Origin of the sequence: Streptomyces sp. ISL-94 (assembly GCF_018614075.1) — a bacterium.
Taxonomy (GTDB): Bacteria; Actinomycetota; Actinomycetes; order Streptomycetales; family Streptomycetaceae; genus Streptomyces.
Map to the genome: position 1 here is coordinate 60,706 of NZ_JAGGOZ010000033.1, position 12,859 is coordinate 73,564.

General features: G+C 72.4%; 6 protein-coding genes. 2 read left to right on the forward strand and 4 right to left on the reverse strand.

Going from position 1 to position 12,859, the window contains the following annotated elements:
- The first annotated feature begins 168 nt into the window (after positions 1-168).
- Complete coding sequence (locus tag J7E94_RS13310) at positions 169-1,431, forward strand: HEXXH motif domain-containing protein (RefSeq protein WP_215015245.1); 1,263 nt, start codon at positions 169-171, stop codon at positions 1,429-1,431.
- A 63-nt stretch (positions 1,432-1,494) separates the two neighbouring features.
- Entirely contained in the window at positions 1,495-4,506 is a 3,012-nt protein-coding gene (fxsT, locus tag J7E94_RS13315) for an FxSxx-COOH system tetratricopeptide repeat protein (protein ID WP_215015247.1), read from the forward strand.
- A gap of 202 nt (positions 4,507-4,708) precedes the next feature.
- On the opposite strand, the gene J7E94_RS13320 is transcribed toward fxsT, so the two are convergent.
- The 4 genes from J7E94_RS13320 to J7E94_RS13335 form a co-directional block, all read right to left on the reverse strand.
- The gene (locus J7E94_RS13320) at positions 4,709-8,599 is read right to left on the reverse strand and encodes a multifunctional oxoglutarate decarboxylase/oxoglutarate dehydrogenase thiamine pyrophosphate-binding subunit/dihydrolipoyllysine-residue succinyltransferase subunit (protein WP_215015249.1); all 3,891 of its coding nucleotides are present in this window, start codon (positions 8,597-8,599) and stop codon (positions 4,709-4,711) included.
- A 259-nt stretch (positions 8,600-8,858) separates the two neighbouring features.
- Positions 8,859-9,911, reverse strand: a complete 1,053-nt coding sequence (locus tag J7E94_RS13325; RefSeq protein WP_215015268.1) for a HAMP domain-containing sensor histidine kinase — start codon at positions 9,909-9,911, stop codon at positions 8,859-8,861.
- A gap of 77 nt (positions 9,912-9,988) precedes the next feature.
- A complete protein-coding gene (locus tag J7E94_RS13330) occupies positions 9,989-10,729 on the reverse strand; it encodes a response regulator transcription factor (protein ID WP_215015251.1) in 741 nt (246 codons plus the stop codon).
- Between the two features lie 195 nt (positions 10,730-10,924).
- On the reverse strand, positions 10,925-12,694 hold the full coding sequence (locus J7E94_RS13335) for a glycoside hydrolase family 3 protein (RefSeq protein ID WP_215015253.1): 1,770 nt from the start codon (positions 12,692-12,694) through the stop codon (positions 10,925-10,927).
- Positions 12,695-12,859 lie beyond the last annotated feature (165 nt).

The window sequence follows — 12,859 nt, forward strand, 5'->3', positions numbered from 1 at the left end:
GGTCACCGGTGTGCCCGCGCCCGCCCGACCGGCTGCGGTCACCGGTGTGCCCGCGCCCGCCCGGCCGGTTGCGGTCACCGGTGTGCCCGCGCCCGCCCGACCGGCCGCCCCCACCGCCGTGCCCGCCCCCGCGCGCGTGTCCGCCCCCGTCCGGCCGGCGGTCGCCTCGTGACCGCCGCCGCCCTCGCCGCCTTCACCGTGCCCTCCCACACCCTGCGGGCCCTCGCCTCCACCGAGCCCTCCGCCGACGGCACCCGACTGGTGCGCGACGTACGCCGCTCCAAGCGCCTGGTCCTGCTGCGTGCGGTCCTCGACGGCGCCCCCGGCGGCGGCCGGTCCGGCGAGACCGCCGACCACTGGGCCCTGCTGGAGGAGGCCGAACGGCACGACCCCGGCGCCGTGCGCGACGTACTGCACTACCCGGCGACCGGGGTGTGGGCCGAGGAGACGCTGCGCCGGCTGCACGCCCCGTACGGCCCCCCGCCCGACCTCGGCCACCTCGGGGCCCTCGCCGTCGCCGCCGCCCTGCGCGCCGGGATCGCCTTCACCCACACCCTGCGGCCCCTGCACGGCCGGCTCGTCCTGCCCACGCTCGGCCTGCTCCGCCCGGAGCGCCCCGGCCGGCTCGCCGTCACCGAACGCTCCTGGGACCCCCAGGACCCCGCCACCCTGCCCCTGCACACCCTCCCCGGCGGCGGGACCGCCCTCGACGACCTCGACCCCTACCGGGCACCCTGCCCCGACCGCCCGGCACCCGTACGCCCCGCCCGCCGGCTCACCCCCAAGGGGCACAAGCGCTGGGACACCCAGTGGTCCGGCGCGCTCACCCTGCTCCAGCGGTACGACACCGCCCGCGCGGAGGAGACCGTCCAGCTGCTGCGCTCCATCGTGCCGCTGGCCGGCGGCTCCCGCTCCAGCGGCGCCACCCTGCCCGCGGCCCCCGGCTCCGTCCTGGCCCGCGCCCAGGCCCCGCCCGCACTCGCCGCCACCCTCGTCCACGAGGTCCAGCACGGCAAACTCACCGCCCTCGCCGACGTCCTGACCCTGCACACCGCCGACCGCACCCCCCGGCACTGGGCCCCCTGGCGCAGCGATCCGCGCCCGTTGGAGGGACTCCTGCACGGCGCCTACGCCCACCTGGCCCTGGCCGGGTACTGGCAGCGCGCCGCCCTCTACGGGGCCCGGGGCGCCTGGGCCCAGCACGCCCGGGTCCGGGCCCAGGTGGCGGCCGTCCTGCCCGTCCTGCGCGCGCACGACCGACTGACCCCGGCGGGACGGGAGTTCACCGACGCCATGGCCGCCGCCGAGCGGGCCATGGACGACCTGCCGCCGCCCGGCGACCAGCACGCCGCCGCCCGAAGGGCAGTCGACCGCGAGCGCCGCGCCTGGTGCGGGGAACACCCCGAACTCGCGCCGTTCGCGGCGGTCTGACGGGCCGTCCGCTGCGGTACCTTTCAAACCCGTCCACCGTCCGGATTACAGGGAGACGGCTGCATGACCACCGGTAGTCGGCAGGACCGCGACGGCGCCGCCCACCCGCAGCGCTTCGTCATCAGCTTCGCGGGGTTCAACCGCCCCTGGGCCGTGTGGATCGCCCACCGGCTGGAGGAGCACGGCCACCGCGTCTCACTCCAGCGCTGGGATCCGCAGAACAGTCCCGGCCTCGCCCCGGCACTCGACGACCTCGCCCGTTCCGGCAGCCGGGTCCTGCTCATCCTCAGCGAGCGCTACTTCTCCGCCGGCACCCATGGCGACAGGCAAGAGGAGGAGTGGAACACCGCCCTGCGCACGGTCACCGACCGCCACCCCGACCGGTACGCCGCGGTCTGCCTCACCGACGCCCCGCTGCCCAGCGCCGTCGCGGTCCTGGAGAAGGCCGACCTGTGGGGCCTCGACGCCTACGAGGCGGAGTACCGCGTGCTGCGCCGCCTGGAGCTGTCCACCGACCGGATCGGCACCGATTCCGGCCGCCGCGGCCCCCGCTTCCCCAACGACCCGCCCGAGATCTGGGGCCGGGTCCCGCGCCGCAACCCCCGCTTCACCGGCCGCAACGACGTCATCGGCACCCTGCGCGCGGCACTGGCCGAGGCCCCGCCCGGCGCCTCCACCGTCACCCTGCTGGGGCTCTCGGGCGTCGGCAAGACCCAGGTCGCCACCGAGTACGCCTACCGCTTCGCCTCCGAGTACGACGTCGTGTGGTGGGTCCCCGCCGAGGACCGGCCCACCCTGCGCGAACGCCTCGCCGACCTGGCCCCCGCCCTCGGGCTGCCGCTCGGCGCCGGCAGCTACGGCGAGCAGATCCGGGCCGTCCTGGAAGCGCTGCGGCGCGGATCCCCGTACAACCGCTGGCTGCTGGTCTTCGACGGCTGCGACAACCCCGACGACCTCACCGACCTGCTGCCCTCCGGCGCCGGCGACGTCATCATCACCTCCCGCAACCGCGAATGGGCCTCCCGGCACACCAGCCTCGTCGAAGTCCCCCTCTACGCCCGGCCCGAGTCCATCACCTTCATCCGCCGCCGGGCCCTGCGGCTCACCGCCGAGGAGGCCGACCAGCTCGCCGAGGCCCTGGAGGACTACCCGCTCGCCCTCGACCAGACCGCCGGGTGGCTCGCCGACTCCCCGCTGACGGTCGGCGACTACCTGGCGCTGCTCCAGCGCCGGCTGGACTCCCGTCAGGCCGTCACCGTCTCCGACGACTACCCGCTGCCCTTCCCGACCGCCCTGGCCATACTGCTCAACAACGTCCGGGAGAACTTCCCCGACGCCCTCGCCCTGCTGCGGCTGTTCGTCTTCTTCGCGCCCGGCCCGGTGCCGCTGCGGCTGCTGCGCGAATTCCCCGCCGACGACGTGCCCGAACAGCTCGCCGGACTGATCAACGACCAGATCCGGTGGAACGCCGCACTCAACAAGCTCGTCCAGTTCTCCGTCGTCCGCCTGGAGTACTCCGACCTGCCCGTGGAGGAAGGCGGCGGCGGGCTGGAGACCGTACAGCTGCACCGCATGGTCCACGGCATCGTCCGCGAGGACCTCTCCGAGGACGAGGCCGAACCGCTCGCCCGCGCCGTCCGCCAGGTCCTCGCCGCCGCCGACCCCGGCCGGCCCTCCGACTCCCGGCTGTGGCCCCGGTACGCGGAACTCATCCCGCACCTCACCCCCTCCGGGGTGCTGACCAGCGGCAACCCGCGGATCCAGACCTTCCTGCTGCACTGCCTGCGCTACCTGATCCTCGCCGGGGAGTACCGCACCTGCCTGCGCCTCAGCGAGGAGACCGACCAGATCTGGCGGGCCATGCTCGGCGAGGACCACCCCAAGGTCCGCGAGCTCAGCTACCAGTACGGCGGAGCCCTGCGCAACCTCGGCTTCTTCCGCCGCGCCGAAACCCTCACCCGGGCCCGCGCCGACCAGCTCATGCAGGAGCGGGGCGCGCGCGACCTGGAGACCCTGCGCGCGACCAGCTCGTACGGCGGCGTCCTGCTGTGCATCGCCCGGTTCGAGCAGGCGAAGGAGATCTTCGAACACGGCCTGGCCACCTACCGCGAGCTGCTCGGCGAGGACGACTCCACCACCCTCGCCGCCCAGAACAACCTGGCCGCCACCTACCGCCTCCTCGGCCGCTACCAGGACTCCTACGACCTCGACCTGGACACCCTGCGCCGCCGCGAACGGGTCCTGCGCGCCCAGCACATCTCCACCCTGTCCTCGGGCATCGCCTGCGCGATGGGCCTGCGGCTGATGGGGCGCTACCGGGAGGCCCAGACCCGGCAGGAGCAGGGCGTCAAGCTCAACACCCAGGTCCTCGGCCCCAGCCACCCCCAGACCCTGCGCGCCGAGCACAACCTCGGGCTGTGCCTGCGCCGCTCCGGGGACATCCCCGGCGCGGGGCTGCGGCTGCGGACCGTCTGGGAGCGCGCGACGAGGGTCTTCGGCGTCGACTACCCGTGGACGCTGATGGTGGCCTCCGACTACGCCACCTACCTCAGGGAGTACGGAGACCTCAGCGAGGCCCGCCGGATCTCCGAGGACGTGGTCCGCGGCTACCAGTCGCAGCTCGGCCTCGCCCACCCGTACAGCATCGGCACGGTCGGCAACCTCGGCCTGGTCCTCCGCGCCCAGGGCGAGCGCGTGGAGGCGCTGAACCTGGCCGAGCAGGCGCTCGTCGGCATGCGCGGCGCCCTCGGCGACCGCCACCCCTGGACACTGGGCTGCGCCCTCAACGCCACCGGGCACCGCAACATCACCGGCCGCCTGGAGGACGCGCTGGACCTGAGCCGGTCGACGCTGCGCGCGGCCGAACAAGTGCTGGGCCCCGACCACCCGATGACACTGAGCGCGCAGATCGCGTTGGCCGCGGACCTCCGGTCGGTACGGGAGGACGCGGAGGCCGCGAAGCACGAGGACGCGGGCATCAAGGCCCTCACCCGCAGCCTGGGCCCTCAGCACGTCCACACGGTCTCCGCCAAACAACGCACCCGCCCGTACTGGGACTTCGAACCCCAGCCATAGTCGGCCTCGCCGGCGTTTGAGTGGGGGTCCCCCCGGACGAAGTCCGGGGGAGGGTCCGGGCAGAGCCCGGTGCCCGGCGGAGCCGGGTTTCCTGGGGCTCCGCCCCAGACCCCGCGCCTCAAACGCCGGCGAGGCTGAAATGCCGGAAGGCCCGGCTCCGAGAGGGGAGCCGGGCCTTCCGTACTGCTGAGCCGCGCAGCGACTACGCCTCGAAGACCTCGTTCAGCAGGAGCTGCTGCTCCGCCTGGTGGCGCTTTGCCGAGCCGACCGCCGGGGACGAGCCGTGCGGGCGGGAGATGCGGCGCAGGCGCTCGCCGGCCGGGACGTCCGCGCCGACCGCCAGGTCGAGGTGGTCGATCAGGTTCAGCGCGATGAACGGCCACGCACCCTGGTTCGCCGGCTCTTCCTGGGCCCAGATGTACTTCGCCGCGTTCGGGAACTTGGCGATCTCCGCCTGGAGTTCCGCACCCGGGAGGGGGTAGAGGCGCTCGATGCGGATGATGGCGGTGTCGGTGATGCCGCGCTTCTCGCGCTCGGCCTCCAGGTCGTAGTAGACCTTGCCCGCGCAGAAGACGACCTTGCGGACCGCGTTCGGGTCACCCGCTCCGGAGGAGATGCGCGTGTCGCCGATGACCGGGCGGAACGCGCCGTTCGTGAACTCCTCCGCCTTCGACGCCGCCGCCTTCAGACGCAGCATCGACTTCGGGGTGAAGACGATCAGCGGCTTGTGGTGCGGGTTGTGGACCTGCCAGCGCAGCAGGTGGAAGTAGTTCGACGGCAGGGTCGGCATGGCCACCGTCATGTTGTCCTGCGCGCACATCTGGAGGAAGCGCTCGGGACGCGCGGACGAGTGGTCCGGGCCCTGGCCCTCGTAGCCGTGCGGCAGGAGCAGCGTGACGCCGGAGGTCTGGCCCCACTTCTGCTCGGCCGAGGAGATGAACTCGTCGACGACGGTCTGCGCGCCGTTGACGAAGTCACCGAACTGGGCCTCCCAGAGGACCAGCGCGTCCGGGCGGGCCAGCGAGTAGCCGTACTCGAAGCCCATGGCCGCGTACTCGGAGAGCAGCGAGTCGTAGACGTTGTAGCGCGCCTGGTCGTCCGACAGGTAGAGGAGCGGGGTGTAGTCCTCGCCCGTCTCCCGGTCGATGAGGACCGCGTGGCGCTGGCCGAACGTGCCGCGGCGGGAGTCCTGGCCGGACAGCCGGACCGGGGTGCCCTCCATCAGCAGCGAGCCGAAGGCCAGGGTCTCGCCCATGCCCCAGTCGATGGTGCCCTCGTCGATCATCGCCGCGCGGCGCTGCAGCTGCGGCAGCAGGCGCGGGTGGACGGTGACGCCCTCGGGGACGTTGACCTGGGACTCGGCGATGCGCTTGACGACGTCCTGGGAGATGGCGGTGTTCACGGCGACCGGGAACTCCTGCGCGGTCTGCGCGGGCGTCACCGGGGCGCCGGCGGCCGGAGCCGCCGCGGCCTCGCGGACCTCCGCGAAGACCTTCTCCAGCTGGCCCTGGAAGTCCTGGAGCGCCTGCTCGGCCTCTTCCAGCGTGATGTCGCCGCGACCGATGAGGGACTCGGTGTACAGCTTGCGCACCGAGCGCTTCTTGTCGATCAGGTCGTACATCAGCGGCTGCGTGAAGGCCGGGTTGTCGGACTCGTTGTGTCCGCGGCGGCGGTAGCAGATGAGGTCGATGACCACGTCCTTGTTGAACGCCTGGCGGAACTCGAAGGCGAGCCGCGCGATGCGGACCACGGCCTCCGGGTCGTCGCCGTTCACGTGGAAGATCGGCGCCTCGATCATGCGGGCCACGTCGGTCGCGTACATCGAGGAGCGCGAGGACTCCGGGGCGGCGGTGAAGCCGACCTGGTTGTTGATGACCACGTGCACGGTGCCGCCGGTGCGGTAGCCGCGCAGCTGCGACATGTTCAGCGTCTCGGCGACGACACCCTGGCCGGCGAAGGCCGCGTCGCCGTGCAGGGCCAGCGGCAGGACGGTGAAGTCCGTGCCGCCCTTGTTGATGACGTCCTGCTTGGCGCGGGCGACACCCTCCAGGACCGGGTCGACCGCCTCCAGGTGCGAGGGGTTCGCGACGAGCGAGACCTTGATCTGCTCGCCGTCCAGGCCGGTGAAGGTGCCCTCGGCGCCCAGGTGGTACTTGACGTCGCCGGAGCCGTGCATCGACTTCGGGTCGAGGTTGCCCTCGAACTCGCGGAAGATCTGCGCGTACGACTTGCCGACGATGTTCGCCAGGACGTTCAGGCGGCCGCGGTGGGCCATGCCGATGACGACCTCTTCGAGGCGGGCCTCGGCGGCCGAGTCGATGACGGCGTCGAGCAGCGGGATGACGGACTCGCCGCCCTCCAGGGAGAAGCGCTTCTGGCCGACGTACTTCGTCTGCAGGAAGGTCTCGAAGGCCTCCGCCGCGTTCAGCCGGCGCAGGATGCGCAGCTGCTCCTCGCGCTCCGGCTTGGAGTGCGGGCGCTCGATGCGGTCCTGGATCCAGCGGCGCTGCTTCGGGTCCTGGATGTGCATGAACTCGACGCCGGTGGTGCGGCAGTACGAGTCGCGCAGCACGCCGAGGATGTCGCGCAGCTTCATCATCGACTTGCCGGAGAAGCCGCCGACCGCGAACTCGCGCTCCAGGTCCCACAGGGTGAGGCCGTGCTCGGTGATGTCGAGGTCGGGGTGCTTGCGCTGCTTGTACTCCAGCGGGTCGGTGTCGGCCATGACGTGGCCGCGGACCCGGTAGGAGTGGATCAGCTCGAAGACGCGGGCGGCCTTGGTGACGTCGTCGTCGTGCGAGGCGTCGATGTCGCGGTTCCAGCGGACCGGCTCGTACGGGATGCGCAGCGACTCGAAGACGGCGTCGTAGAAGCCGTTCTCGCCGAGCAGCAGGTTCGCGACGATGCGCAGGAACTCGCCGGAGGCCGCGCCCTGGATGACCCGGTGGTCGTAGGTCGAGGTCAGGGTCATGACCTTGGAGATGCCCAGCTTGTTCAGGGTGTCCTGCGAGGTGCCCTGGAACTCGGCGGGGTAGTCCATGGAGCCGACGCCCATGATGACCGACTGTCCGGGCATCAGGCGGGGCACGGAGTGCACGGTGCCCAGGCCGCCGGGGTTGGTCAGCGAGACGGTGACGCCGGTGAAGTCGTCCATCGTCAGCTTGCCGACGCGGGCGCGGCGGACGATGTCCTCGTACGCCTGCCAGAACTCGAAGAAGTTGAGGGTCTCGGCCTTCTTGATGCCGGCGACGACGAGCTGGCGGTCGCCGTTGGGCTTCACCAGGTCGATCGCGAGGCCGAAGTTGACGTGCTCCGGCTTGACCAGGGTCGGCTTGCCGTCCTTCTCCGCGAAGGAGTAGTTCATGGTCGGCATGGCCTTGATCGCCTGCACCATCGCGTAGCCGATCAGGTGCGTGAAGGAGATCTTCCCGCCCCGGGCGCGCTTGAGGTGGTTGTTGATGACGATCCGGTTGTCGAACAGGAGCTTCACGGGGACGGCGCGGACGGACGTGGCCGTCGGGACGTCGAGGGAGGCGTTCATGTTCTTGGCGACGGCAGCCGCCGGGCCGCGGAGCGTCACCAGCTCGGGGCCCGCGGGGGCCTCGGTGGGGGGCGCGGCCTTTTGCGGGGCTACGGAGGGGGAGGCGGGCGCGGCCGGTGCGGCGGCCGGGGCCTGGGAGGTGACAGTCACAGCAGGGGCACCAGAGGGGATGGCAGGAGCAGGGGCAGGAGCTGACACAGGCGGAGAGGTCGGCGGCGCGGCGGCGGCGCGCGCCGCCCCCGTCGCGGCGGCGTCGGAGACCTGCGGTGCTGCGGCGGCGGTTCCGGCGGCCTGTGCGGAGGCGCCGTCCGTCGTCGTCGGGGACTTCTCGGGCTCATCCGCCTTCACCGGAGCGGGAGCGGCAGCGCCCCCCGGCTTGTAGTCGGCGAAGAACTCCCACCAGGCCCGGTCGACCGAGTTCGGGTCCTGGAGGTACTGCTGATAGATCTCGTCGACGAGCCACTCATTGGCGCCGAAGCCTGAGGCAGGGGTCTTCCCGCCCTCTGCTGCTTCGGTCGTGGTGCTCGGGTTACTCGGGGACTGTGGCGACACGGCGGCAACCGCCCTCTTCCGCTTCACAAGGTATGGACAGCGGGAATAAAGGCTACGCCTCCTGGGGGGTGAGATGCAGACCGGGCGGGAGATCCGTCATGCAGGTCACATCGAACGGCGGGTTTCGCCGCCTGGAATGGCGGGAAACAAGCGTGGTTCGGGTAGGGGGCACCGTGGTTGCGGCCCCCATGGCTTCGCACCCCTGACGGACCCCGGCTATGTGTGGCCGAGATCATGTCCTTCCCACTCGAACCCTACGTCAACCCGGTGCGTGCGAGCTGCCCGGAAGCGTGACAAGGATGCGGCAGCCCCGTGACGATTCGGCCACTCCGATCCGCCCGCCGTGCAGCTCCACGGCCCAGCGGGCGATGGCCAGGCCCAGCCCCGTGCCGCCGTCGCCGCCGCCCGCGCTGCCCCGGTTGAACCGCTCGAAGACCCGGTGCCGCTCCGCCTCCGGGATGCCGGGGCCTTCGTCCCGCACTTCCAGCGCCAGACTCCCGGGCGCGTCGCCGGCCCGGGCGCGGACCGTCACCCGGCCGTGCGCGGGGCTGTGCTTGACCGCGTTGTCGATCAGGTTCGCCACGACCTGGTGCAGGCGCTCCGCGTCCGCGTACGCCGTCAGCTCGGACGGGAAGACGTCCAGGTGCAGGTGTACGTCGTTGCGGGTGTGCCCGCCCGAACCGGAGAGCAGCCCCGGCCGGCCGGCGGCCGCCAGCGCCGACTCCTTCAGCACGCCCGACAGGTACGGCCACACCTCGAAGCGGCGGGCCTTCAGCGGGACCACCCCGTTGTCCACCCGGGACAGGTCCAGCAGGGTCTCCACCAGGCGGCCGAGGCGCTCGGTCTGCTTCAGCATCGTGCGCATGGTCTCCGGATCGGCCGCCGAGACCCCGTCGACCACGTTCTCCAGGACCGCCCGCAGCGCGGCGATCGGCGTGCGCAGCTCGTGGGAGACGTTGGCCACGAGCTCCTTGCGGTGCCGGTCCACCGCCTCCAGGTCGTCCGCCATCAGGTTGATCGTGGCGGCCAGGTCGCCCAGCTCGTCGCGGCGCCCGGCCCCGCGCACCCGGCGCGTGTAGTCCCCGTGGGATATCGCACGGGCCACCCGCGTCATGTCGTCCAGCGGCGAGGTCAGGCTGTGCGCCACGAACTGGGTGATCAGCATCGAGGCGATCACCGAGAAGACCGTGATGAACCGCAGCTCGGTGTCGGTGCGCAGGGCCACCAGCAGCAGGCCCGTCGTGATGAAGACCGAGACCACCACGAGGGTGCCCAGCTTGGTCTTGATCGAGAACGGCGAGAAGGCCTGCAGGCCCCCGGCGGCCCGCTGCCGCTCCCATTGCCGCTGCCTTTGCCGGTCCCGCTCCCGCTGCCTCGCCGACGGGGTGCTCACGGCTGGGCCGGGGTCTCCAGGGCGTACCCGACGCCGTGGACCGTACGGATCCGCTCCGCGCCGATCTTGCGCCGCAACGCCTTGATGTGGCTGTCGACCGTACGGGTCCCGGACGCGTCGGCCCAGTCCCACACCTCGGCCAGCAGCTGCTCCCGCGAGAGCACCGCCCGCGGGGTCCCGGCCAGGCACACCAGCAGGTCGAACTCGGTCGGCGTCAGGTGCACGTCCTCGGCCTGCACCCGGACCCTGCGCTGCGCGTGGTCGATCTCCAGATCGCCCAGCCGCAGCGTGGCCCCGCGCGGGGCGGTCGCGGCGAGCGTGGCCCGCTCCACGCGCCGCAGCAGCACGTGCACCCGTGCGGCCAGCTCGCGCATCGAGAACGGCTTCGTCATGTAGTCGTCCGCGCCGACCCCGAGGCCGACCAGCAGGTCGGTCTCGTCGTCCCGGGCGGTGAGCATCAGCACCGGCACCGGCCGCTGCGCCTGGACCCGGCGGCAGACCTCCAGGCCGTCGAAGCCGGGCAGCATCACGTCCAAGACCAGCAGCTCGGGCAGCCAGCTCTCGGCCGCGGCGACGGCGGCAGGCCCGTCCGAGGCCGTCTGCACCTGGAAGCCCTCGGCGCGCAGCCGCGCCGCGATCGCCTCCGCGATGGTGTGGTCGTCCTCGACGACGAGTACCCGCCGCTGGGCGCCGGGGGTCGCCGAGGTGTTGTTGTGGGTGGTGTGCGTCTGTTCCATGTCCCGGTCCCGCCCCTGAAGATCTGCGTGGTGGGGTGCAGCGTAGAGGAGGCACCGGCCTGCGGCTATGTCGGGTTCGGACAGGGCATTTGTGCGGAACGCCCTGGTAGAGAGGGTGATGTACCGGGTGCCGCCCCCCCCACGGGAACGGCACCCGGCGGGCGAGGCGGTCAGGCGCCTCGCGTTGTGCGGCCCCTACAAGGGCAGCCCGTGGGCGTGCGCGAAGACCGGGTCCTCCGTGTCGTTCGGCACATCCGGGCGGGAGGCGGCCACGGCCGCCATCGAGCGCGGGAGCTCGAAGGGGAGACGGCCCTCGGGCACGGCGCGGCCGAAGGCCACGTCCAGCAGGGCGTCGTCCGAGGCGCCGTAGTCCGCGATCAGGGCCGCGCCGCGCTCGGCGATCTCGGGGATGACGGCGGGCCGCTCCAGGTTGATGCAGACCAGGGTCGGGACGGTGTCCAAGAGGGCCAGGATCTCCGCCAGTTCGGGCTCCGGGAAGGCCAGCGAACCCGAGTGGAAGAAGGACTCGAAGAGGTTCCCGCGCGGCTCGTACGGGGTCCGCAGGCGCAGGACGGCCAGGTCGGCGGCGGCCGGGTCGGCCACGACCTCGCCGTACGCTGCGGCCACGGCCTCGTCCACGTTCCGCACGTACAGCTTCGGCTTCGGTGCCTGCTCGGCAGAAAGCGGCAGCAGGCCCCCGGGGTTGGTGAGGACGGTGAGCGAGCGGCGCTGGGCCGCGGCGCCCATGGCCGCGAAGTCGGCCCGGCCCACCGTCTCGGCGGCCGCGTCCGGATCGACGTACGGGTTCTCGAACAGGCCCAGCCGGAACTTCTCGCGCAGCAGCCGGCGTACGGAGTCGTCGATCCGGGATTCCGCGACGCGGCCCGAGCGGACCAGTTCGACGACGACCTCGGGGCACTGCTCGCCGCCGAACTGGTCGGAGCCGGCGTCCAGGGCGCGGGCGGCGCGCTCGGCGACGCCCAGGTGCTCCAGGCCCCAGGCCCGGGCGGGGTGCGTCTGGCCGAAGATCGCCGCATCGGTGAGCAGCCCCCAGTCGGTGCACACGATGCCCTCGAAGCCGAGCTCCTCGCGGAGCAGGCCGGTGATCACGCCCTTGTTGAAGCCGAAGCCGACCTCCTCCCAGTCCGTCCCCACCGGCTGGCCGTAGTACGGCATCATCTGCGCGCAGCCGGCGGCGATGGCCGCCTTGAAGGGCTCCAGGTGGTGCTCGCGCATGCCGCCCGGGTAGATCTGCTCCTTGCCGTGCGCGAAGTGCGGGTCCTCGCCGTCCTTCTGGGGGCCGCCGCCCGGGAAGTGCTTGACCATGGCGGACACCGATGCGGGGCCGAGCTCCGGGCCCTGGAGGCCGCGTACGTAGGCCCGTACGAGCTCGCCCGTCAGGCGGGCGTCGGAGCCGAAGGTGCCGGACTGGCGGGCCCAGCGCGGCTCGGTGGCCAGGTCGATCTGGGGGTGCAGGGCGACGCGGAAGCCGACGGCCAGGTACTCGCGGCGGACCGTGTCCGCGAAGCGGTGGACCAGCTCGGGGTCGCCGATGGCGGCCAGGCCGAGGGCCTCGGGCCAGGCGGAGAAGGCGCCGGCGTTGAAGGAGGCGCCGACGTTGTCGGTGAAGGCGTGGCGCGGATCGGTGGAGAGGGTGACCGGGATGCCGAGGCGGGTGGCCGCGGCCATCTCCTGGACGGTGTTCTGCCACTGGGCCATCTCGCGGGCCCCGTAGGTGCCCAGGAGGTTGAAGTGGGTGAGGAGGCGGTCCTCGATCAGCTCGGGCGTGGTGAAGGGGAGCATCGAGCCGTCGGTCTCGGTGACCGGGGTGCCGTCCGGGTTCATCATCAGCATGGAGTGGAAGAGCTGGCCGGCCTTCTCCTCCAGCGTCATCCGGGAGAGCAGGTCCTCGACGCGCCGGTCCACGGGGAGCGAGGCGTCCTTGTAGGCGGGGGTGGCGTTCATGGCCGGACTCCTGAGGGGCGGGGGCGGGGGCGGGCGCCGGGGCGGGCGGCGGGGCGAGGACGCCCCACGGTAGACGCGAAAACCGCGCACCTACTAGGTTTTCAAAAGTGATGTGGATCACTCGCCGCGGCCGGTCGGAACGGGCCGTCTAGTGCTGTGGCCGGA

Coding starts and splice junctions, on each gene's coding strand:
- fxsT (WP_215015247.1), top strand. CDS start 1,495: ATGACCACCGGTAGTCGGCAGGACCGCGACGGCGCCGCCCACCCGCAG.
- J7E94_RS13330 (WP_215015251.1), bottom strand. CDS start 10,729: ATGGAACAGACGCACACCACCCACAACAACACCTCGGCGACCCCCGGC.
- J7E94_RS13335 (WP_215015253.1), bottom strand. CDS start 12,694: ATGAACGCCACCCCCGCCTACAAGGACGCCTCGCTCCCCGTGGACCGG.